This window comes from Pseudidiomarina sp. (assembly GCF_048267825.1).
Taxonomy (GTDB): Bacteria; Pseudomonadota; Gammaproteobacteria; order Enterobacterales; family Alteromonadaceae; genus Pseudidiomarina.
On the sequence record NZ_JBLWWR010000001.1, the window covers coordinates 31,236 to 53,227 of the forward strand.

General features: G+C 48.6%; 24 protein-coding genes and 1 tRNA gene. 10 read left to right on the plus strand and 15 right to left on the minus strand.

What is annotated here, in order from left to right; translation table 11 throughout:
- Positions 1 to 23 precede the first annotated feature (23 nt).
- From acnD to ACN0UN_RS00185, 5 genes are all read left to right on the plus strand, one after another.
- Positions 24 to 2,621 carry a Fe/S-dependent 2-methylisocitrate dehydratase AcnD gene (gene acnD, locus ACN0UN_RS00165; RefSeq protein WP_417658179.1) on the plus strand — a complete coding sequence of 866 codons (2,598 nt, stop codon included), beginning with the start codon at positions 24 to 26 and terminating at the stop codon, positions 2,619 to 2,621.
- A 1-nt stretch (position 2,622) separates the two neighbouring features.
- Positions 2,623 to 3,807 carry a 2-methylaconitate cis-trans isomerase PrpF gene (prpF, locus tag ACN0UN_RS00170; protein ID WP_417658180.1) on the plus strand — a complete coding sequence of 395 codons (1,185 nt, stop codon included), beginning with the start codon at positions 2,623 to 2,625 and terminating at the stop codon, positions 3,805 to 3,807.
- 12 nt (positions 3,808 to 3,819) lie between these two features.
- Positions 3,820 to 4,668, plus strand: coding sequence for a 23S rRNA pseudouridine(2604) synthase RluF (gene rluF / locus ACN0UN_RS00175; RefSeq protein ID WP_417658181.1), 849 nt, complete (start codon positions 3,820 to 3,822; stop codon positions 4,666 to 4,668).
- Positions 4,661 to 5,047: a YchJ family protein gene (locus ACN0UN_RS00180; protein ID WP_417658182.1), complete on the plus strand. Its 387-nt coding sequence runs from the start codon at positions 4,661 to 4,663 to the stop codon at positions 5,045 to 5,047. Before rluF ends, ACN0UN_RS00180 begins: the two co-directional genes overlap by 8 nt.
- Positions 5,048 to 5,119: 72 nt before the next feature.
- Positions 5,120 to 6,946, plus strand: a complete 1,827-nt coding sequence (locus ACN0UN_RS00185; RefSeq protein ID WP_417658183.1) for a hypothetical protein — start codon at positions 5,120 to 5,122, stop codon at positions 6,944 to 6,946.
- A gap of 24 nt (positions 6,947 to 6,970) precedes the next feature.
- Here ACN0UN_RS00185 and ACN0UN_RS00190 read toward each other — a convergent pair whose 3' ends face one another.
- From ACN0UN_RS00190 to ACN0UN_RS00200, 3 genes are all read right to left on the minus strand, one after another.
- Positions 6,971 to 8,416 (minus strand): protein adenylyltransferase SelO, encoded by a 1,446-nt coding sequence (locus ACN0UN_RS00190; protein WP_417658184.1) that lies wholly within the window; start codon positions 8,414 to 8,416, stop codon positions 6,971 to 6,973.
- Between the two features lie 81 nt (positions 8,417 to 8,497).
- A complete protein-coding gene (locus ACN0UN_RS00195; protein ID WP_417658185.1) occupies positions 8,498 to 8,749 on the minus strand; it encodes a YkoF family thiamine/hydroxymethylpyrimidine-binding protein in 252 nt (83 codons plus the stop codon).
- 17 nt (positions 8,750 to 8,766) lie between these two features.
- Positions 8,767 to 8,985: a DUF2798 domain-containing protein gene (locus ACN0UN_RS00200; RefSeq protein ID WP_417658186.1), complete on the minus strand. Its 219-nt coding sequence runs from the start codon at positions 8,983 to 8,985 to the stop codon at positions 8,767 to 8,769.
- 146 nt (positions 8,986 to 9,131) lie between these two features.
- Between ACN0UN_RS00200 and ACN0UN_RS00205 the strand changes: the two genes are divergently transcribed.
- Positions 9,132 to 9,524, plus strand: a complete 393-nt coding sequence (locus ACN0UN_RS00205) for a thiol-disulfide oxidoreductase DCC family protein (protein WP_417658187.1) — start codon at positions 9,132 to 9,134, stop codon at positions 9,522 to 9,524.
- 62 nt (positions 9,525 to 9,586) lie between these two features.
- On the opposite strand, the gene ACN0UN_RS00210 is transcribed toward ACN0UN_RS00205, so the two are convergent.
- Positions 9,587 to 9,796, minus strand: a complete 210-nt coding sequence (locus tag ACN0UN_RS00210; RefSeq protein WP_128351799.1) for a cold-shock protein — start codon at positions 9,794 to 9,796, stop codon at positions 9,587 to 9,589.
- Positions 9,797 to 10,108: 312 nt separating this feature from the next.
- On the opposite strand from ACN0UN_RS00210, the gene ACN0UN_RS00215 reads away from it, so the two are divergent.
- Positions 10,109 to 10,417, plus strand: coding sequence for a hypothetical protein (locus ACN0UN_RS00215; protein WP_417658188.1), 309 nt, complete (start codon positions 10,109 to 10,111; stop codon positions 10,415 to 10,417).
- A 67-nt stretch (positions 10,418 to 10,484) separates the two neighbouring features.
- Here ACN0UN_RS00215 and ACN0UN_RS00220 read toward each other — a convergent pair whose 3' ends face one another.
- Positions 10,485 to 11,231, minus strand: a complete 747-nt coding sequence (locus ACN0UN_RS00220; RefSeq protein ID WP_417658189.1) for a Crp/Fnr family transcriptional regulator — start codon at positions 11,229 to 11,231, stop codon at positions 10,485 to 10,487.
- A gap of 221 nt (positions 11,232 to 11,452) precedes the next feature.
- Between ACN0UN_RS00220 and ACN0UN_RS00225 the strand changes: the two genes are divergently transcribed.
- The gene (locus tag ACN0UN_RS00225) at positions 11,453 to 11,869 is read left to right on the plus strand and encodes a hypothetical protein (RefSeq protein WP_417658190.1); all 417 of its coding nucleotides are present in this window, start codon (positions 11,453 to 11,455) and stop codon (positions 11,867 to 11,869) included.
- Positions 11,870 to 11,947: 78 nt separating this feature from the next.
- On the opposite strand, the gene ACN0UN_RS00230 is transcribed toward ACN0UN_RS00225, so the two are convergent.
- The 5 genes from ACN0UN_RS00230 to ACN0UN_RS00250 form a co-directional block, all read right to left on the minus strand.
- Complete coding sequence (locus tag ACN0UN_RS00230) at positions 11,948 to 12,589, minus strand: outer membrane beta-barrel protein (RefSeq protein ID WP_417658191.1); 642 nt, start codon at positions 12,587 to 12,589, stop codon at positions 11,948 to 11,950.
- A gap of 119 nt (positions 12,590 to 12,708) precedes the next feature.
- A tRNA-Val gene (locus ACN0UN_RS00235) sits at positions 12,709 to 12,785 on the minus strand.
- Between the two features lie 122 nt (positions 12,786 to 12,907).
- Positions 12,908 to 14,395 (minus strand): class I adenylate-forming enzyme family protein, encoded by a 1,488-nt coding sequence (locus ACN0UN_RS00240; RefSeq protein WP_417658192.1) that lies wholly within the window; start codon positions 14,393 to 14,395, stop codon positions 12,908 to 12,910.
- Positions 14,396 to 14,405: 10 nt separating this feature from the next.
- A complete protein-coding gene (locus ACN0UN_RS00245) occupies positions 14,406 to 16,073 on the minus strand; it encodes an isovaleryl-CoA dehydrogenase (protein ID WP_417658193.1) in 1,668 nt (555 codons plus the stop codon).
- Positions 16,074 to 16,143: 70 nt separating this feature from the next.
- The gene (locus ACN0UN_RS00250) at positions 16,144 to 17,106 is read right to left on the minus strand and encodes a cytochrome P450 (RefSeq protein WP_417658194.1); all 963 of its coding nucleotides are present in this window, start codon (positions 17,104 to 17,106) and stop codon (positions 16,144 to 16,146) included.
- Positions 17,107 to 17,296: 190 nt separating this feature from the next.
- On the opposite strand from ACN0UN_RS00250, the gene ACN0UN_RS00255 reads away from it, so the two are divergent.
- On the plus strand, positions 17,297 to 17,575 hold the full coding sequence (locus tag ACN0UN_RS00255; RefSeq protein ID WP_417658195.1) for a hypothetical protein: 279 nt from the start codon (positions 17,297 to 17,299) through the stop codon (positions 17,573 to 17,575).
- Between the two features lie 7 nt (positions 17,576 to 17,582).
- On the opposite strand, the gene ACN0UN_RS00260 is transcribed toward ACN0UN_RS00255, so the two are convergent.
- On the minus strand, positions 17,583 to 17,816 hold the full coding sequence (locus tag ACN0UN_RS00260; protein WP_417658196.1) for a hypothetical protein: 234 nt from the start codon (positions 17,814 to 17,816) through the stop codon (positions 17,583 to 17,585).
- Positions 17,817 to 17,974: 158 nt separating this feature from the next.
- Here ACN0UN_RS00260 and ACN0UN_RS00265 point away from each other — a divergent pair, with 158 nt between their 5' ends.
- Positions 17,975 to 18,424 carry an RrF2 family transcriptional regulator gene (locus ACN0UN_RS00265; RefSeq protein ID WP_417658197.1) on the plus strand — a complete coding sequence of 150 codons (450 nt, stop codon included), beginning with the start codon at positions 17,975 to 17,977 and terminating at the stop codon, positions 18,422 to 18,424.
- On the opposite strand, the gene ACN0UN_RS00270 is transcribed toward ACN0UN_RS00265, so the two are convergent.
- From ACN0UN_RS00270 to ACN0UN_RS00285, 4 genes are all read right to left on the minus strand, one after another.
- On the minus strand, positions 18,366 to 19,577 hold the full coding sequence (locus ACN0UN_RS00270) for a vWA domain-containing protein (protein ID WP_417658198.1): 1,212 nt from the start codon (positions 19,575 to 19,577) through the stop codon (positions 18,366 to 18,368). The genes ACN0UN_RS00265 and ACN0UN_RS00270 overlap by 59 nt on opposite strands.
- 8 nt (positions 19,578 to 19,585) lie before the next feature.
- Complete coding sequence (locus ACN0UN_RS00275; protein WP_417658199.1) at positions 19,586 to 20,419, minus strand: AAA family ATPase; 834 nt, start codon at positions 20,417 to 20,419, stop codon at positions 19,586 to 19,588.
- Between the two features lie 23 nt (positions 20,420 to 20,442).
- A complete protein-coding gene (locus tag ACN0UN_RS00280; protein ID WP_417658200.1) occupies positions 20,443 to 20,826 on the minus strand; it encodes a DUF6746 family protein in 384 nt (127 codons plus the stop codon).
- A gap of 116 nt (positions 20,827 to 20,942) precedes the next feature.
- The gene (locus tag ACN0UN_RS00285; RefSeq protein ID WP_417658201.1) at positions 20,943 to 21,968 is read right to left on the minus strand and encodes a DUF3080 family protein; all 1,026 of its coding nucleotides are present in this window, start codon (positions 21,966 to 21,968) and stop codon (positions 20,943 to 20,945) included.
- Positions 21,969 to 21,992: the final 24 nt, after the last annotated feature.

A 21,992-nucleotide genomic window follows, 5' to 3' on the forward strand; every position in this document is an offset into this window, starting at 1 on the left:
TAAATGAACAGAAGGGGACAGTTATGAATTCTGAATTTCGTAAACAGCTCCCGGGCACCACACTTGAGTATTTTGATACGCGTGCCGCGGTAGAAGCCATTAAACCAGGTGCTTATGACGGCCTGCCATACACCTCAAAAGTTCTAGCGGAGCAGCTTGTACGTCGCTGCAACCCTGAAGATTTAACTGCTAGCCTGACGCAAATTATTGAGCGCCGAAATGACCTTGATTTTCCGTGGTATCCAGCTCGTGTAGTATGCCATGACATCTTAGGCCAAACCGCTTTAGTTGACTTAGCCGGTTTGCGTGACGCCATTGCGGATAAAGGCGGTGACCCTGCCAAAGTAAACCCAGTCGTACCAACACAATTAATCGTTGATCACTCGTTGGCGGTTGAACATGCAGGTTTTGATAAAGATGCGTTCGAAAAGAACCGCGAAATTGAAGACCGTCGCAATGACGACCGGTTTCACTTTATCAATTGGACCAAAACAGCCTTTAAAAACGTGGATGTGATTCCTCCGGGCAACGGCATCATGCACCAAATTAATCTGGAAAAAATGTCGCCGGTGGTGCAAATACGCGACAACGTGGCATTCCCAGATACGTGTGTAGGTACCGATAGCCACACACCAATGGTTGATGCCTTGGGCGTTATTTCAGTGGGCGTGGGTGGCTTAGAAGCCGAAAGCGTCATGCTAGGTCGCGCATCGTACATGCGCCTACCAGAGATCATTGGTGTTGAATTAACGGGCAAATTGAAGCCAGGTATTACAAGTACGGATTTAGTGCTCGCGATTACTCATTTCTTGCGAAAACAGCGCGTTGTTGGTGCCTATTTAGAGTTTTACGGTGCTGGCGCTGACGCCTTGTCAGTGGGTGATAGAGCAACCATCTCCAACATGACACCGGAATACGGCGCAACAGCAGCCATGTTCTACATTGACCAGCAAACCATCGACTATTTGAAACTAACCGGTCGTGACGATAAGCAGGTTGAGCTGGTTGAGAAGTATGCGAAGCACACAGGTTTATGGGCTGACAGCATGATTGGGGCCAAATACGAACGCGTGCTAACGTTTGATTTGTCGAAGGTTGAACGTAACCTGGCCGGACCATCAAACCCGCATGCATTATTACCCGCTTCAGAGCTTAGCTCACGCGGTATTGCTGCCGATTATGATAAACCTACCGACGGTACCATGCCGGACGGCGCGGTGATCATTGCTGCAATAACCAGCTGTACCAATACCAGTAACCCGCGCAATATGATTGCGGCAGGCTTGATTGCACGCAACGCAAACAAGTTAGGTTTAACCCGCAAACCATGGGTGAAAACGTCACTGGCGCCGGGTTCTAAAACGGTAAAAATGTATCTGGAAGATGCCAAACTATTGCCTGAATTAGAAACCTTAGGTTTTGGCGTTGTTGGCTTTGCCTGTACGACCTGTAACGGCATGAGTGGTGCGTTAGACCCGAAAATTAAAGATGAAATTATTAAGCGTGATTTGTACGCCACTGCAGTACTTTCGGGGAACCGTAACTTCGATGGCCGTATTCATCCGCACGCCAAACAGGCATTTTTAGCGTCACCGCCTTTAGTTGTTGCTTACGCAATAGCGGGTTCGATTCGTTTTGATATTGAAAAAGATGTGTTGGGTTTGGACAAAAATGGCAACCCAGTGACGTTGAAAGATATCTGGCCAAGCGATGAAGAGATTGACGCGATTGTGAAAACGGCGGTGAAACCAGAGCAGTACCGTACGGTTTATGACCCGATGTTTGATTTGAGTGTGGATTACGGCGAGAAGAACAACCCACTGTATGAATGGCGCCCGCAAAGCACCTATATTCGTCGGCCACCGTATTGGGAAGGTTCATTCGCATCAGCGAATAGTCTGAAGGGTATGCGCCCGTTAGCTGTGCTAGGTGATAATATCACTACCGATCACTTGTCGCCGTCCAATGCCATTATGCTCGACAGCGCCGCAGGTGAATATCTGCACAAAATGGGCTTGCCGGAAGAAGACTTTAATTCGTATGCAACGCACCGTGGTGATCACTTAACCGCGCAACGTGCTACGTTTGCCAACCCGAAATTGTTTAACGAAATGGTGCGTGACGAACAGGGTGAAGTGATTCAAGGTTCGCTTGCCCGGGTTGAGCCAGAAGGCAAAACCATGCGTATGTGGGAAGCTATTGAAACCTATATGGAACGTAAACAGCCACTGATCATTGTTGCGGGTGCGGACTATGGTCAAGGTTCTTCGCGTGACTGGGCAGCGAAAGGTGTTCGCCTTGCTGGTGTTGAATGTATCGTCGCCGAAGGTTTCGAGCGCATTCACCGTACCAATTTAATTGGTATGGGCGTGTTGCCGCTGGAGTTCGAAGCCGGCACAACACGTAAAACGCTGAACATTGACGGCAGCGAAACCTACGATGTTGAAGGTGATATCCAACCGGGTGCGAAGATAACCTTGGTCATCAATCGTGCCAATGGCGAAACCGTCAAAGTGCCGGTAAAATGCCGTTTGGATACCGCCGAAGAAATGTCGATTTACTCAGCCGGTGGCGTCTTGCAGCGTTTTGCACAAGACTTCTTAGCTGGTGAGGTTAGTTAGTATGGCGTTTCCTCCGCAATTGAAAATCGCCGCCACCTATATGCGTGGCGGCACTTCAAAAGGTGTTTTTTTTAAATTAGATGACCTGCCGCAAGCGGCTCAAACTGCGGGTCCGGCGCGTGACAAACTCTTGTTACGCGTCATCGGCAGTCCTGATCCGTACGGCAAGCATACCGACGGCATGGGCGGGGCGACATCAAGTACCAGTAAAACGGTGATATTGTCGCGCAGCGATCGCGCAGATCACGATGTGGATTACTTGTTTGGTCAGGTATCTATTGATAAGCCGTTTATTGATTGGAGCGGCAACTGCGGCAATTTAACCGCTGCGGTAGGCTCGTTTGCTATCAGTAACGGTTTGGTTGACGCTGCTCGCATTCCTGAAAATGGTATTGCTGTCGTGCGCATTTGGCAGGCGAACATCCAAAAAACCATTATTGTGCATGTACCCATTACCAACGGTGAAGTACAAGAAACCGGTGATTTTGAACTGGATGGCGTGACCTTTCCGGCCGCTGAAGTGCAAGTTGAATTTATGGACCCCGCGTCGGATGAAGACGGCGAGGGCGGCTCTATGTTTCCAACTGGCAATGTGGTTGACGAGTTTGAGGTGCCAGGCTTAGTTAAGCTACAGGCAACCTTTATTGATGCAGGTATCCCAACCATTTTTGTGAATGCAGCTGACATCGGATACACCGGTACCGAACTGCAGGGTGCAATTAATGAAAACGCGGATGCGCTGTTGATGTTTGAAAAGTTACGCGCACATGGCGCCGTTAAAATGGGTTTAATTGACTCCATAGACGAAGCCGCCGCACGTCAACACACGCCGAAAATTGCTTTTGTTGCACCGCCAGCTGACTATGTGTCTTCAAGCGGCAAACCCGTCAATGCATCGGATATAGACGTGTTGGTGCGTGCGATGTCGATGGGTAAGTTACACCATGCAATGATGGGCACAGCAGCCGTGGCCATTGCAACCGCAGCAGCAGTTCCTGGAACCTTGGTGAATTTAGCTGCCGGTGGTGGAGATCGTAATTTTGTTGTGTTTGGCCACCCTTCGGGTACCTTACGCGTTGGCGCAGAAGCGAAAAAAATAAATGGTGAATGGACAGTCACGAAAGCCATTATGAGTCGCAGCGCGCGGGTTCTCATGGAAGGCTGGGTGCGTGTACCACAAAGCTAAACGTCTAGGACCATGATGCAAGAGCGCGAATCAGTTCGGTTAAATAAATTCATCAGTGAAAGCGGTATCTGCTCGCGGCGCGAAGCAGACCGCTTTATTGAGCAAGGCGTGGTGACATTAAACGGGCGTACTGCCGTGGTTGGCGATAAAGTTGGCGCTGGCGATGAAGTGAAGGTGAACGGCCGTTTAATTGAAGCGCAGAACAAAGAAAAGTTTGTTTTCATTGCGCTGAACAAACCGGTTGGGGTGGTGTGCACAACGGACTCTGCTGAGCGTAACAACATCACTAATTTTGTTCGTCACCGTGAGCGAATTTTCCCAATTGGGCGGTTGGATAAAGACTCCCAAGGTTTGATTTTCCTTACCAGTAACGGCGATTTGGTCAATAAAATTCTTCGTGCTGGTAATCAGCATGAAAAAGAATATGTGGTTACTGTGCATCGGCCCATTACGCCTGACTTTATCTCAGGCATGGCGAGCGGCGTGCCAATTTTGGGCACGCGGACCAAACGCTGCAAAGTAGAGCAACTGTCCACCTTTGTGTTTCGGTTAACCTTAGTTGAAGGTATGAATCGGCAAATTCGGCGCATGTGCGAATACTTTGATTATGAGGTTCGCAAGCTTGAGCGCACCCGTATTATGAACATACGGCTTGGCAATTTGCAGGTTGGGCAATGGCGAAATCTAACCGAGAAAGAGCTGTCACAGTTAATGCAGTCTATTGAAGGTTCCTCTGGTTTAGCGCCAGAAGGGCATCGCAGCCGTCGGCCCAAGCCCGGTACAGCAAAGCCCAATACAGCTAAACCTGGTGCAAAGCGCCGTCCGCCAGTGAAACCTAAGAAGGGCTGGCCGTATGACTAAGCCGGTGTCTAAAAAATGCCCGTGTGGTGGTGGTAAATATGCGAAATGCTGTGAACCATTTCATGCGGGGACGAAATATGCTCGAACCCCGGAAGAGCTTATGCGATCGCGTTATAGCGCCTATGCCCGAGGCCTCGAGCAATATCTGCGTGCCACGTGGCATCCCAGCAGTCTGCCGAGTGATTTTAACTTATCCGATGATAATCCAACATGGCTGCAACTACAGATTTTGGCCACCGGCACCCATGGCAATAGCGGCTATGTGCATTTCAAGGCTTATTTTCAGATTGATGACGACATTGGCGTCATGGAAGAACAATCACATTTCGTGCGTGAAAATGGGCGTTGGTATTACCTTGACGGCGAAGGTGCCGAATAAAGTCAGTTAATTTTTGATCAATGCTGAATCCCGACTAAAGTTAAAACAACTTAATTTTTAAGGGGTAACGCAATGACAGTCGTAAAAATAGGATCTATTGCCGTACTCGTTTCCTTGCTAACGGGTTGCAGCAGTTGGATGGAAGAACACGAACGTGCAATGGACCGCGCCCGAGCGCACCAATGGAATGAGATGATGGACAAGCATCATAACGAACCGGGTGCGACTGGGCCGAAATGGCAAATCCCCAACACCAAAAGTCAGAGTTACCTCACCTATTTAGAACAACTTACGCAGCAAAATATCGATGGCTTGATGCAGGCGAGTGATGGCCTGACTTGCCAGCTCGACGACGTGACTTCAAGTTTTGTTATGCACCAAATGACACCAGAAGCGATTGCCCGTGTGCGTCAGAGTACGGCGGATTTAGTGCAACATGAGCAGCGCGGTCAGTCGATTACTGTGCTTTCCGGCGATTGTGCGCAAGGTAAGTTAAATGGACCAGTTAGCGCGGTGTATACGGATAATTCGTACTCGCGCACCGAGTTTTTCTCTGGCGAAACCCAAATAACAGGTCGTATTGATGGCCACTTCAAAGAGGGTGTGCTGCACGGTGAAGCCCGCGTTATCACCATTGATAGGTCAAACTTTAATGGGGCATGGCGTGAGCTACGTTACTTTAATATTGGCGTTTATGACAATGGCAAGCCGGTTGGTGATCATGTGAATGTTGCCGGCAATGACGACGGACGATCCGTGACAGTAACTCAGCATTTAGAGCAAAACCGTGCATTAATAAATAGTTGGATGAATGGCCGACCGAATACGCGTTATCATACCTTGAATGGCCAAATTGATGGCTGGATGGAATTCGCCAGTGCCGTATTGAAAGACTCCCCGTCATGCTACCGCGCGGGCAAGCAGCTGCCGGTTACTGCATATTGCCATCAAATAGCTCCAAGTTTGGCGCAACTTAAGCGCGTAGAAGCACCAGCTGACTATGCGCGGGTAGAATCGCTCGGAGAAGTTGCCACAGCACCTGTTTCGAGAACGCCTGACGCTAACACAACCGCGGCCTCATCAGCATCCGCTGAGTCTGTCACTGGCGGAACATGGAACGTGCCAGCCGTCGGTTTTTATTCGTGGCTGAAACCACCTTCAAATACAACCTTAGCTAGTGCAAACGCGGCCTCTTATATGCCTAAGCTCACCACAATACTTGCTGGGAATGTTGCCGCGCAGTTGACCCCAAATAGCCAACAAGCGTGTGTACTCGATGCCGATACTAAGAGCTACATTTTGTTTCAATTGACCGCTGATGAACATGCCGCGCAACGTACTGCACAGCGAAAACACAACTTTGATTACGACGATGGTGCCGCGGATATTATCGTTAGCCAGGGGCAATGCACGGACGGAACAATACAGGGCCGATTCGTGGCACATTATACGCATCCGCATCGGTTCAGTACGGGCGCCTACCAACAAATATCTGACATGTATGGTCGTGTTGAAGGGCAGTTCATTGATGGGCGTTTGCACGGTGAGTTAAAACGTATTTGGCTGCAACAAGCCAAGTCAGGCTCCATGGCTGCCACCGATGTTGGCGCAAGTTTGGTGCAGTTTAACAACGGCCAGCGGGTGCAAGATGAGCTGCAGTTGTTAGCGATACCGAATTCTCGTTCCACGCGGGTGATCAAAACCACCTATCGTTCAGATGGACGTGAGAAATTAGAAATCTGGCTTAACGGTAAGCGCCAAATTTCGTCGGTGATGCGCAATGGGCTCAACGACGGCTTTATTAATTACCATGACCCAGCACTGAACAACTTGGAGCAATGTTATCGCGATGGTGTTGTGCAGCAAAGTAATAGCTATTGCCAACAGGTTGGCTTCTAGCTGGTGGTGTGTTTGCTCGCTCGGCTAGGTGCCGCAAAAGGTTTGCGTTACAGCTTGCTCTTTGGCAGCAGGTTGCATGAGGTCGGCAAACTCGCTGCGTTCTAAATAGGGCTTAGTGAGGGCTTTGTTCAATCGGTTAAACTCGATTAATGAGCCCTGCTCGGTTGCAGCCTCAATAACGTGCTGCACCAAGTGATTGCGAGGAATGTAAGCCGGATTGACGGTATTCAGTTTGGTTTTCAACGCTGTAATATCGCGCTCACCAATCGCCGTTAGCCAATCTGCATGCCATGCCTGCCAATCTGCGCTGTTGTTAAATAGTTTCTGTAAACGGTCCTGGTTGGCATCACCGAGATAACGAAATCCAAGAGTAAAATCAATGTGTTGTTGCTGCATTAGTGTTAAGTAACGGGTAACCAATGGTTGTGCGGTTTCAACAGGTAACCCAATCTTGGCGCTCATATTTTGCCAGTAATACTGCTCATAGACGCCCTGGAATTTTTCAATTTCGGCGGTACCGATGGCGACAGCTCGATCCGGGTCGTCTGCTAACAACGGCAACAAAGTTTCAGCGAATCGTGCAATATTCCAAAGCCCAATAGCGGGCTGATTTTGGTATGCGTAGCGTCCGCGTTTGTCAATGAAGCTGAACTTGGTGGCCGGATCATAAGCCTCCATAAATGCGCAGGGGCCGTAATCAATGGTTTCGCCGCTTAGTGTCATATTGTCGGTGTTCATGACGCCATGAATAAAACCAATACTCATCCACTTCGCAATTAATTTCGCTTGGTTGTTCATGACCTGATGCAGTAGTGCCAGATAGGGCTGCTCGTCTGATACAGCATCTGGATAATGGCGTTGTAGCACATAATCAGCAAAGTTCTTTAGCAACTCAAAGTCTTTTAACGCCAATACGTACTGTGCGGTGCCAACGCGCAGATGACTGGCAGCGACACGGGTCAAAATAGCACCGGGTTCGGCTTGTTCACGTCGCACCGGCTCGCCTGTGGCGATTGCCGCCAATGCGCGGGTTGTTGGCACGCCAAGCGCATGCATAGCTTCACTGACCACGTACTCGCGCAGCACAGGGCCAATTGGTGAGCGGCCGTCACCGCCGCGTGAAAATGGCGTGCGGCCGGAACCTTTTAGCTGAATGTCGAAGCGTTGTTGGTGTTTATCAACCACTTCACTCAAGAGCAGCGCGCGGCCATCGCCTAATTGAGGGACAAAATTTCCAAATTGATGGCCCGCATAGGCAAGCGCTGCCGGCTTTGCCCAGTCGGGCACTTGATTACCAGAAAACACCTGCAAACCGTGTTCGGACAACCAGAGATTATCCGGCAGTTCGAGTTCCGCCGCCAAGACTTCATTAAACGCTATCCACTGCGGCGCCTGCACTGCTGTTGGCTCGCAGGGCGCGAATAGCTGATCGGAGATTTCTTGGTAACTTTGCTCTGGGCGAAACGGCATAACAACAACCTTGGTGATTACGTGCTTGCCGTTAGTTTATCATGCGTAAGAGGAGGGTGCAGTCCTTGGACTGCACGTCTCTCATTCTGGACGTAAGTCGCCGTGAAGGAACTTGCAAACAAATACGACTTTGCCGTATTTATTAAATGACCATTTAATACAAACTTGTAGTGCTTCCATAACATCATCGTAATCACCAAACAGCTGCGTGCTGAGTGTATTGGTGATGATATGAACCTTATCGAACTTAGCCAGTTCATCAATAAAGCCGCGAATTGGCTCAATGTAATTTTCTGTTAACGGGTACTTGCTGATATCTACGGTTAATTTCAAAGTGTTCTCCTTATTTATTAAAACTTCTGGGCGAGTCTTTCGCTTAATGCACGAATACGTTGGCCACCAAGCAAAACTAACAGCCCAGCGATAGGCCAGGCAATGTAAAATGCCGTGAACCAACGTCCCCAAAAACCTGAGTCAAAGCCCGTGTTTATCCACGTGATCAAACAGGTCATCAAAAGCGCCATGTAACAGCTCATTAATGCAGGGAAAATTAGCTTCTTCATTGTCATTTGCTACCGTAGTTTAGTAATACCTTAAATACACTGGCGCAGATTCTATGAATAACCCTACTTAAAGTCAAAAGTTAATCGGTGATCGGTGCGAACAATAACGGCGTATACTAAAGCGAGCACTAAATCACTTCGAGGTAGTATTTGTGTCAACACAGCTGGTTTTGTTTTACGATGGCGGTTGTCCGCTTTGCGTAAAAGAAATGCGTCATTTAAAAGCAAAGGACAAGCAAAAAAAGCTGCGCTTTGAGAATATTTGGGCGTCTGACTTTGCCGAGCGTTATCCGCAGGTTGATATTGCTGAAGCGAATCGTATTTTGCATGGCCAAAAAGCAAATGGCGAAATGATTTATGGGTTAGACGTTACCCATGCCGCTTGGTCAGCCGTAGGGCGAGGTTGGATGACAGCTATGTTACGTTGGCCATTGATTCGATGGTTTGCCGATAAAGGCTATTTGTATTTCGCGCGTAACCGAAACGGCATCTCGAAACTTATTACCGGTAAAGAACGCTGCATGCAGTGTTCACTCGACGAATAGGTGAATTTCAGGCACAAAAAAAGGAGCGAATACGCTCCTTTTTATCAAACTAACAACGGCGATTAAATCGCTACGATGTTCTCAGCTTGTGGGCCTTTAGGACCTTGAGTGATCGAGAACGATACACGTTGGCCTTCGGCTAAGGTTTTGAAACCGGTGCTGGCTATTGCGCTAAAGTGAGCAAATACGTCTGCGCCACCTTGTTGCTCAATAAAACCAAAACCTTTCGCTTCGTTAAACCACTTTACAACGCCATTTACTGTATTAGACATAATATTATCCTGAAAATTTTAATTAATTAGCCGCCATAGCCAATGCCATGAACGGGATCATGCGGGGTAAAAAATGAAACTTAAAACTACAGGACGAAGATATACTGCTAATAATGCGACGTAGAGGAGATTTAACTTGCTGTTTCTTAACCAACGAGGGCCACTGTACGCCTATTCACAGCTAAGTCAAACTTTATTTTGGGCGAGTTACATATTAATAGATAAATTACTGTACAAAAATTGCACAATTCAAAATGTTGGACTAAACATAATGCTCCTAAAATTTTCGCGGAAGAGCGAAGGAGCACTGACATGAAATGTTCACATGGATTTGCAGTTTTGGCTTTGGTTGTTGGGTTTTTCTCAGGTTCGGCGATAGCGGGTAACGGTGTTGTTATTACTTGGCAGAACTCATCCGGTTATTGGTTTGCATGCGGCCCAGTGCAATGCAGTAGTTCGGGTTCGCGCAGCGAAGAAGAGGCGATGTCTTACGTTATCCACGAAGATAAACACGGTGTCAGTTTCCGCAATAAAAGCGGACGTTGTTATCTTTACGACGCTTCAAATGTTGAGTCGTATGAAAATTCAGCTGAAAAAGTTTATCGCTTAGCGAAGTGTTGATACCCCCGCAATAAAATCAAGACCCAAAAGCAGTTGGTGAATATGCCGCGTTAATTGCTTTTGGGGATTAGTTCATTAAACGATCGATCTCCGTTTTAGCGACGGTGTAGCACTCGCAGCACAGTTGTTCCACTGTATGGCGGTTTGTAACCCATATATGACCGCGATTATAATCAATGGCACCGTGTTTATGAAGGCGCCTGGCAGCTTCCGTGACACTTTGGCGGCGTACACCGAGCGTATTAGCGATTAGCGCTTGAGTCATGGCTAAGTGATTGTCTTTGACGAGATTTAAAGACAGCAGCAGCCAGCGACATAATTGCTGTTCAATATTGTGATGCCTATTACAAACGGCAGTTTGCGACATTTGGGTTAATAGCGTCTGAATATAACGCAGTACTAACAACATCAATTCACCATGACGATGAAATTCCAGCTCAATGTGTTCTGTAGCCAAGCGGTAGGCAAAGCCGGAACCCTGCACCACGGCTCGGCTGGTGGTGGTTCCGCCACTCATGAGTAACGAAACCTCAACTAAACCATCGTTTCCAACAACCGAAACCTCGGTAGACGCACCATCTTTCAATACATGTATCAAAGTAACAATGCAACTGATGGGAAAGTATACGTAACGCAGCAATTCACCTGACTCGTGAAGCACTTTACCCAGAGGCATCTCGATAATTTCAAGATGCGGGAAAACACGCTGTTGTACTTCTAATGAAAGGCTATACAGCAGTTTGTTTTGATTCGGTGAATGACTGTCAATAAGTGCTATAGGTTTTTTCACGGACGTGATAATCGTCGCTGGCATGAAGGTAATCCTTTCGGAAGTTTAGCTGTGGTCATGACTTGTATTCCTAAGGTACTCAATTGGAACGGCTGAATCGTTGAGATTACGCCGATAAAATTCAATTCACTGTGCGATAACACACAGAGCGCTCCCGACTGAACATATACGACATATAGTGTCGCTAGTGTCAGGTATAGTAGTGATGTTTAAAAAACATTGAAAAATAATTAAAAAGAAAATTAATGACTACAACCTCTATCTACCAAATCATTCATCAACTCATGCGCCTGCAAACGTTGCCATATGCCAACTCAACCGCAGTGCGCGGTCGTCAGTTGCAATTTGATAAACTGCATGCCGCGCTCGATAAACGTGGCTACACGGGATCGCGTCCGTCGCGTCAATTGAAGCGTATGAGTGTCGAGGTAATCAATGCGGCACTATACGAGACAGACCCTATGAATACGTGCTGCAAAGAAAATGGCCTCACGGAAGAATATAAGACTATTGCATCTATGGTGTTTCAACATATTCACCACGGCATGGTCATGGAGGCGGCTATTGATCAAGCTTTGTGTGCAATTTTTGGAGACCATTTGGTAAATGGCGAGCAAATAGAACGCGTGATGCATGAATTAGTTGGAATGTCAGAGGGGTGACAATGGATACAATCATTCCAACACGTCGTGGTTTTACAGCAAAGCTCCAGCGCCTTTAAGCACTGGAGCTTTTAAAATTTAGAAATGATAACTAACACCGAATTCAAAGCTGCTCGCATCACTATCTAAATGACGATAGCCTGCAAAAAAGCTCAAATTCTGCTGTCCGTAATAACGGCCAATAAAGCTCAACTCTTGATCCGTTTCGTCTGCAATATCGATATGTCGTACCGAAAAATCAACTTCTATATTTGTGGCAAAACGTGAACGAAGACCCAATTGAGCGTTCATGCCAGAGTCACTTTCGCTTATTTCACCAAGAAAACTGCCCGTTGTATCGGTGGCAGAACCAGACGCTTTTGCGCGTGTGTAACCGACGCTACCGTACATTACAGTAGAACCGTTGTTAAAAAACTTATAGCCAAGATTACCGTGTGTCAGCAGCGCTGATACTTCAGTATTTACCGTGCCTTGGTTTGTGACAATGGCGAACTCTTCTGAGACATCAGTATGTTTCGCACTAAAAAATACGTGCTCATTAAACGCTTTTTCAACGTGAATGCCGAACCCACTTAATGATTCGTCAGCAATGTCGTAATTCACATAACTTGCACCAACATGATCGAAGCTCGGGGCGGTGTTTTCATTTGCAGAGGCTAAAGGTGTGATAATGAACGATGAGAGGGTGACTACTAGAGCAACTTTTTTGTTAAACAACATGTAATGTCCTTATTATAAATGCAATTAAGCTTTAGATAAGAACAAGTTAGCTTTATTAAGTCAACTACAAATTCGACTAGGGTAGTGATGGTTACATCGGGATATGAATTCTGGAAAAGTGGTGCGTCCGAGTAGACTCGAACTACCGACCCCTACCATGTCAAGGTAGTGCTCTAACCAACTGAGCTACGGACGCACATTTTTGGAAGTGGCTCCACAGGCGTGGAACGGGCGCTATATTAGTAATTTCGACGCGCAGGCGCAAGCGTTTTTTGCCGCCCGCGTGCCGAGTGTCTAGTTTGTGTGCAACCCCAGCAATTACCGCAACTGGTGTTTGAGTACTTTGCCGTTGGCGTTGTGTGGCAGTTCGTTAACAAACTGATACACCCGCGGGCGTTTATAATCGGCCAAGCGCTTGGCCACATGGGTGCGTAGGGCGTCTTCGTCTAATGGCTCGTTGAGCACCACATAGGCTTTCACGCTTTCGCCCCATTGATCATGCGGCACGCCAATAACCGCCACTTCAAGCACCGCAGGATGGCTTGCCAGAGCGTCTTCTACTTCGCGCGGATACACGTTCACGCCGCCGGTGATAATTAAGTCTTTGATGCGGTCTTTTACCCAATAAAAACCATCGGCGTCGCGCACACCGATATCGCCGGTGCGTATCCACCCATCGGCGGTGAATATTTCCGCGGTGGCTTCGGGATTGCGCCAGTACTCGCGCATGATGCCTTCGCCGCCAATATGTATTTCGCCGGCTTCATCAACACCAGCAATATCGCCGTCGGCGTTAACCACACGTATTTCGGTAAAGGCTGCCGCGCGACGGCCAACTGAACCTGCTTTGTCAGCATGCTCATGGGGCAGTAACAGGCTCCCGGTTGGGCCTGCTTCGGTTAAGCCGTACACACAATAAAACTGATCGCTGCCAAATGCTTTTTGCACACGGTGGGCTTGGTCACCGGCCAATGGGCCACCGCCATATATCCAATGCGTCATGCTGCTTAGGTTGGAGTTGCTCACTTGCGGGTGCTGAGCGGTAAGTAGATAGGCCACTGGCGCGCCAAAGAAGTGGGTGCAGCTTTCTTGCTCCACCAAATTAAGCAATAAATCAGGTGTAAAGGTTGGCGCTATGATGTGGGTACAGCCCATCAGCGTGCCGCCTACCAACGAGAGGTTCAAAGGTGCCGAATGGGTAAACGGCATCAGCGACAGCAATCGGCTTTCTGGGGCGTAATTCATTTCGGTGGCGAACATCATGCCCACAAATAGTAGTGCGCGGTGGTCAAACAACACGCCTTTCGGGCGCCCTGTGGTGCCGGAGGTATAAAGTAGGGTGGCCGATTCGGTTATGGCGTATTCGTCAAGTTTGTTGAAGGCCCGGCCACTGCTGTTGGTTGTGACAAAGGCGGGCATGTCGTTAATCACCAAATGATTGATGTTAGCTTGTTTGGCCGCCGCCAACGCGCCTGCGCTGGTAAGGTCGCAGGTAATGATTAAGCTGGCCTCGGCATTGTCAAATATATAGCCCAGTTCGTTCGCGGTTAGCTTGACGTTTACGGGTGCAACAATGGCGCCGAGGCGCTGAATGGCAAAATGGGCAACAACAAAGGCGTAGTTATTAGGTAGCACCAAACAAACCCGATCACCCTGCTTAATGTTGTAGTCATTGGCCAGAACTTCAGCGAAGCCGTTAACGTGTTGGTCAAGCTCAAGCCAAGTGCTGCGCACCCCGGTATTAATCACGGCTTCGTAGTCTGGAAACTTACGTGCGTTGCGGGCTACGTATGCTGGGATAATCATGGGTTGTCCTTTATAAAGTCGGGGTGGCGCGGCTAATAATGGCACGCACATCAAGTCCACTGGGCAAGCTACCGTAATTAAAGTGAGCCTGCGATGCGAGGCGGCTGGCACAAAAAGCTTCTGCGACATAATCTGGCGCGTGTTGCAGCAATAACGCACCTTGCAAGGCGACAGCCATGCGATCAGCAAATTGGCGTGCGTGATATTGCCATTGTTCTGGTGCAATGCTGCGAAAGTCGTGCTGCAGCGCTTCAACAAAGCGATCAAACAGTATGTTTGCATCTTTTGCTTTGGCAAGCTCAACAAAGTAAGCATCCAGTACTTCGGGCTCTTTTTGAATGGCGCGCAGAATGTCTAAACATTGCACGTTGCCACTGCCTTCCCAAATCGAATTCACTGGCGATTCGCGGAATAGGCGCGGCATAATGGTATTTTCCATCACGCCCATACCACCAATGGCTTCCATCGCCTCGTAGGCGTGGTTTGGTGCACGTTTGCATATCCAGTATTTGCCAATTGGCGTTGCGATGCGTGCCAATAACCGTTCGTGTTCATTGTCTTGCTGGTCCATAGCCCGCGCCATGCGCATGGTTAGCGTCATTGCGGCTTCTCTTTCTAAGGCTAAATCAGCCAACACGTTTTGCATTAATGGCTGCTCGCTTAAACGGGCGCCAAATGCTGAGCGGTGGTGGGCGTGGTGCAGCGCTTGCACAGTGGCTTGGCGCATGCCCGCTGATGAACCGATCATGCAGTCGTAGCGCGTCATGGCAACCATTTCAATGATGGTGCGCACGCCACGGCCTTCTTCGCCGACCATCCATGCCAAGGCGCCGCGCAGTTCACATTCGCTGGAGGCATTGGCCACGTTACCCATCTTATTTTTTAACTGCTGAATTTGTAAGGCATTTTTGCTGCCATCAGGGCGCCAACGGGGCAATAAGAAGCACGACAAACCGCCGGGTGCCTGCGCAAGAACTAAAAAGGCATCGCACATGGGGGCTGAAACAAACCATTTGTGGCCTACCAGTTCATACGCTTGGCCCGGGCCGCTCGCATCAATTGCATAGGCTTTGGTGGTGTTAGTGCGTACGTCTGAGCCGCCTTGCTTTTCGGTCATAGCCATGCCGATGGTTAAGCCACGTTTCATCGTATCCGGCACATTGCGCCCATCGTATTGCGGTACCATGATTTTTGCGCCAAATTGTTCTAATAAATCGGGTTGATGGTGCAACGCCGGAATTGCTGCAAAGGTCATGGTAATGGGGCAGCCGTGTGCTGCTTCCACTTGGGTATGCAGGTAATACTTAGCAGCGCGCGCCACATGGGCGCCAGGGCCAGGTTTCGACCAAGGGCTGGCGTGCAGGCCTTCGGTGATGGCAATGTCCATCAACTGGTGATAACTGGGGTGAAAATCGACCTGATCAATGCGCTCACCAAAGCGATCATGAGTTTGTAGAGAAGGTTTATTGGCGTTGGCTGCAAATCCCAGTGCGATGCGCTCAGGTAGGCCACATTCGGCGCCGAAGCGCGCGATATCTTGTTCGGCCCATGCTGCGCCCTCGCGTTTTACAGCGGCTTGCAGAGCGTGATCTTCGGCATACAAGTTGTAATTTTCAAGCGCCGGCGGCTGGTTTTCCACGGTGTGGGTTTGGGCTAGGTACTTGTCGCGATCACTCATGGTTTAACTCCTAACAATTTAAAGAAGTGAAACACTATTGAGTTTTTCCGTCAACGCCTATCGTTGGTATCTATTCAATATGCGGAACGCGCATCAATAGCGCCTCAGCGAATAAACGTAATTCCAGCTGTGCCAATGGTTTACCGGGGCATACATGAATGCCTGCACCATAAAGTAGATTCAGTGATGGGTCGCGATGCCATTGAAACTGTTCGGGCTGGTCAAATACCTGTGGGTCGCGGTTGGCTGCGCGCCAATCAATACGTACCAGAGTATCGCTGTCGATATGTTGATCACCAAGCGTCACTGGGCATGTGGTGCGGCGACGGTTGCTTGGCAATGGTGCGGCAATACGCAATAGTTCATCAATGGCATGATCAATGTGCTCAGGCGCCTTACGTAACTGTTTTTGCACCACTGGGTTGGCAGCTAAAAACTCAATAATAGAACTGACGGCCGCCGCTATGGTCCCCAGCTCGCCGACGGTCCAGTTACGAATAATGCTAACCAGATACTCATCTGACAACGGTTCGCCATTTAGTTGCAACTGCGTGAGTTTTGCGGTGATCGATTGAGGATCGTTCTCGCCGTGGCGCGCGCGCTCTAGCTGCTTTATAACAAGAGCACTAAATTCTGCGGCTAAAGCATGCAGTGCAGGGCGATCTTGTGCCACGGTTGCCGCTTTCTGCGCAGCCATCCACGCGGTTAAGCGTTGTTCGAGTGCTACCGGCCACCCCATAAATGCACATTGCGCCTGTAGCGCAAATTGATGGCCAATAGTATCTGATATCTCCACGATGTTATGACTTGCAATACTATCGAACAGCTCGTCAATGACCACCTGTAATTTGGGTTGAAACTGTGTCAGCACTGCGGCGCTAAAAAACGGTTCAATGAGTGCGCGATAGGCGAGGTGCTCGGAGCCGTCCATGCCATTGGGAACATTTAAATGCGAGGAAACCTTGTTACTAAATTGCTCAGGCGCATGCAGCGCAGCGAGTACATCATGGTGATGGGTTAGCACAACGTCCATGATCACCTCCACAACTGAAGTGTATGTGGGTGCCAGTATATGCTGATAGGTCGAGAATTCTTTGAGTTTGGTCAAGCCAATTACCCAAAAATTAATTTGTTTGCAAATTTGAGCCGGTAACTTATGCTTAAATTCACAATGAAAATTGTGAAAAGTCTTTAAAAATCATAATAAAAACAGGAATAAATCCATGGAACAATCAAATACCCCCGCATCAAATAACGTCTCAGCCCCCTATGTAAATCCGGAACACACAAGTACCGGAAACTGGTTTCTATCTATTTTTTTAGTGGGCATACCGTTAGTCGGACTTATTTTATTAATTGTGTGGGCATCGAGTCATTCAACACCTTTAAGTAAACGAAACTGGGCCCGGGCGATGTTGCTCTGGGTGGTTATCGCGATAGTCTTGTTCATGTTGATGGCCATACTAGGCGGAATTGGCCTTGCAGCTATGGAAGGTTATTAACGCTATTCTAGCGCAGAGGCTGACCAAGTTGGTTCTGCGCTATTAATCGCACCACGTAGGAAAGTTTGAATAAGCCAGCAAGCAATATCTGCAGAAAATGCAAAACAGCAATCAGCATCAGTGGGAACTGAGCTTCAAGGCCCCATGCAAGGTAAGCGACAACAACAAACAATACTAAAAAGACGACCATTGCCGTGTTGGCCCGTTTTAAAAGTGAGTTGGCTGAGCTTGAATTGTTCATAACCTACATCCTTAATGTATGTTTATACGTGCATTATGAATGTATGTTTGATGAATATCAAGGATTGAGTGATTGGATTATTCTTGTGTACTATAATGCGTTCGAAATGCACCTTATGATTCTGCTTACTGCCTGTGCGGCCTAGCTTGGAACTTGTTATGCAATTAAAAAAATACACGGATTATGGATTACGGATACTCATGTATCTGGCAAGTTTTGATGCCGAGCAGAGCGATGAAAAGCCGAAATTAGCCACCATTCGGGAAATATGCGATACCTTCAGTTTATCAGCAAATCACGTGAATAAAGTGGTGCACCATTTAGGCCGGTTGGAGCTGATTGAAACACGCCGCGGTAAAAACGGCGGTTTTTTATTAGCAAAACGCCCCGAAGATATCTCGTTGGCGTTTGTTATTCGTCAGCTTGAAGGTGACGAGAAGTGGATAGAGTGCGAAAATCCATATTGTGTTGCGTTGCCCGCCTGCGAATTAAAAGGCATTGTGGCCCGTGGTAAAGAGGTGTTCTACAACTATCTTAATGACTACACACTTAAGAGTTTGATGGCGCAGGCACCCCGGCTACGACAGATTTTTTCAACAGCGTCGTAATCGCTGCGCTAATTCCGTCTAGAGTTAGCGGGTACATGCGCTGGCTCATTAGCTGTTGCATGAGATCAATAGATTGATAGTAACGCCAATGGCTGGTGGGCTGCGGGTTTAACCACACAGAATCGGAAAAGTGATGCAGTAAGCGTTGCATCCACACGGCGCCAGGCTCCTCATTCCAGTGCTCCACGCTGCCGCCAGGGTATGCAATTTCGTAAGGCCCCATCGTTGCGTCGCCAACGAATATCAATTTGTAGTCGCGGCCATAGCGATTGATCAGTTCCAGCACGGGTAACTTATCTTCGTAGCGGCGGCTATTGTCTTTCCAAACGTGTTCATACACACAGTTGTGGAAATAGAAAAACTCGAGGTGTTTAAATTCATTTCGCGCCGCGCCAAATAGCTGTTCGCACTCGTAAATGTAATCATCCATTGAGCCGCCCACGTCGAATAGCAGCAGAACTTTTACTGCATTATGGCGTTCGGGCTGCCATTTCAAATCGAGCAAGCCTGCCTTTTGCGAGGTGGCGCGAATGGTGGCGTTCAGATCAAGTTCTTCGGTGGCGCCAGTGCGGGCGAACTTTCGTAACTTGCGCAAAGCCAGCTGTACATTTCTGTTGGCTAACTCAGCATCACCATCCAGATCACGGAATTCGCGTTTGTCCCAAACTTTTACGGCGCGGCGCTGGTTGCTGCCGTCCTGGCCAATGCGAATGCCTTCGGGATGGTAGCCGTAGGCACCGAACGGCGAACTGCCCCCTGTACCTATCCACTTGTTGCCGCCAGCGTGGCGCTTCTGCTGCTCAGCTAAGCGTTCGCGAAAGGTTTTGAGCAAATCATCTAGGCCGCCAAGGGCTTTGAGTTTGGCTTTGTCTTCATCGCTAAGCTGACGCTGCAAGCTGCGCTCGAGCCATTCGGCTGGAATCGCTTGCGCCAGATCGACCTGTTCAACGCCTTCAAAGTACTCGGCAAAGGCTCGGTCGAACCGGTCGTATTGGCTTTCATCTTTCACTAACACCATGCGGGCTAGGGTATAAAAGTCATCAACGCTGGCGAATACGAGGCCACGTTCAAGCGCACCCAGTAGATCGAGTAACTCGGTGAGGCTGGTTTTAAGTCCGTGTTTACGTAAACACAGAAAAAACTCGATGAGCATAATAAAACCTACGCGTTGCGGCGCGACATAAAGGCAAGCTTTTCAACTAACTGCACGTCTTGTTCGTTCTTTAACAAGGCACCAAACATGGGCATTAAGCCATCACGCTTGTTCAGTTCAGCGGGGCTAATGTCTTCTGCTAAGAGCAGTTTCAGCCAATCAATAAGCTCTGAGGTGGAAGGTTTTTTCTTTAAATTTGGCACACCGCGTAAGTCAAAGAAAACCTCGAGTGCAGTACTGAGCAGGTTCTTGCGAATGTCGGGATAATGCACTTGAACAATTTGTGCCAAGGTTTCGGCTTCTGGGAATTTAATGTAATGAAAAAAACAGCGGCGCAAAAAGGCGTCGGGAAGTTCTTTTTCGTTATTTGACGTGATGATGACAATGGGGCGGTGTTCGGCGCGCACTTGCTCGCCGGTTTCGTACACGTGAAATTCCATTTGATCGAGTTCGTGCAAGAGATCATTTGGGAATTCAATATCCGCTTTGTCTATTTCGTCAATCAACAATACCGGCCGCTCAGGTGCGGTGAAGGCCTGCCAAAGCTTACCGGGCTTAATGTAGTTGGCAATGTCGTGCACCTTGTCGCTACCAAGCTGGCTGTCGCGCAAACGCGATACCGCGTCATACTCGTACAGCCCTTGTTGGGCTTTGGTGGTGGACTTAATTTGCCAGCGTAGCAGGGGAACCCCTAAGCTTTCTGCCAATTCTTCAGCAAGGCGCGTTTTACCCGTGCCCGGTTCACCTTTAATCAGTAAAGGTTTTTCGAGCGTAACAGCGGCATTAACCGCAAGGCCGAGGTCATCGGCCACGATGTAATTCTCTGTGCTTTTAAAGCTCATGATTTCCTCTGTACGAAGAACAACTAGTTCACGATTTTGTTGGATGTGTCCAGGTATTGTTTCGCGTTCTTCGTTACTTTGTCAAAGTCCATGTGCTCGGAGCCTTTATGCACGTTTTCTAAAACGTCTTTCAGGCCATCCACTTCGTCATCTAAGCGTTGCAATGCAACTTCAAGGGTGTAGGTGAGTTGATGAATTTCAGCCATTTTTTGCGGTGTTAATTCGCCATTCATTACTTCCGTTAATTTGGCATTGTATTCACGCAGGTTATCTAATGCTTGCTCAAGGGTTTCAGACGGTTTGCCTTTGAAATGATCGGGGCGTTTGTCATCGTCGCTCGCAAGCGCAGGCGCTGCTGTTAAAGCTAAAGAAAAGGTCAAAGCGGTTAGTAACGGAATAAGTTTCATAGGGCCTCCTACAGCCAAAGCGATTGATTTGAACACTCACATACAAATGAGAATCGTTATCAATAAGTTATCATAATTCTGAGTAATCGCCAACTGCTCGCGCGGGTTCATTTAACCTACGCACCGGGTTCAAAATTACAATCTGCAAAGAATTGTTGCCAATACTCAACATGGCTACGGGTAGCGTCAATCAGTTGATCATCGAGTGCGCCAATTTGTCGCAGATGCTGTTGCCATATGTCAGCGGCGTTGGTAGCAACAGCTAGGGCTTCTACGTATGGGGTGAGTTGCCGACTTTGTCGTGTCAGTTCGCCAATATGTTGTTGTACGGGCCCAGAGAACCTATTGATAAACACTTGTCGCAACACACGAGCACGCGTGGGCACCCCAGCACTCAAACATCCAGCAGGGGCACTCATTTCGGCCACTAACGGTTGGAGTTGCTGCAGGTACTTACGGTTTTCCTGCAATGCGCGCCAGAGTTGCGCTATGTAGCGGTCTTTTTCCAGTTGCTCAAGCGCTGCCGAAAGCTCAGATTCGGTAGGCAGTTCCGCATCAGTGTCGATGACCCGCAGCACCGTATTGAGTGAGTCGATTCGCGTGGCAAAAATGCTGCTGTCGGCAACTGCCAGCGGCCTGTCGGCCATCGATACAACGTTGCGAACACTCTTATCGTTGCTTAGAGCCTGCAGTAACAGCATGGGCATAAGTTCGGCTTTGGCTTGAGCCTGTTCCAGCACCCGTGCCGCTAGATCCGGATTATCTTGGGCCAGCTGAGTGCTGCATTCATAGAGCGCAGCTAACAGCTTACGGTCGTTATAGTAGCGCATAATGCCAGCTTCAAGCCGGCCAAGGGCGCTATTGCGTTCGGCAATCAGTTGGCCCGCCTTGCAGGTGTCCAAGCGCATAGAGTCAAGCAGTGACAGCTGCAACCTTGGTATGGTGAGTTGCACGTCTCGCGCGGTTGGCGCGCGCAATGCAGTTAACGGCTTATAAATAACAGGCTCTACAGCTAACGTATTGGCGACACGCTGTTGATAGTCGTGCAGCTGATGTAAGCCTGTTGGGGCCGGATTACAGGCACTCACCATAAACAGGACTATATAGCCAAATAAGGCGTTTAACGTTACAATTCGTCGCATTCCAACAGCCTTTGAAGAAGAATC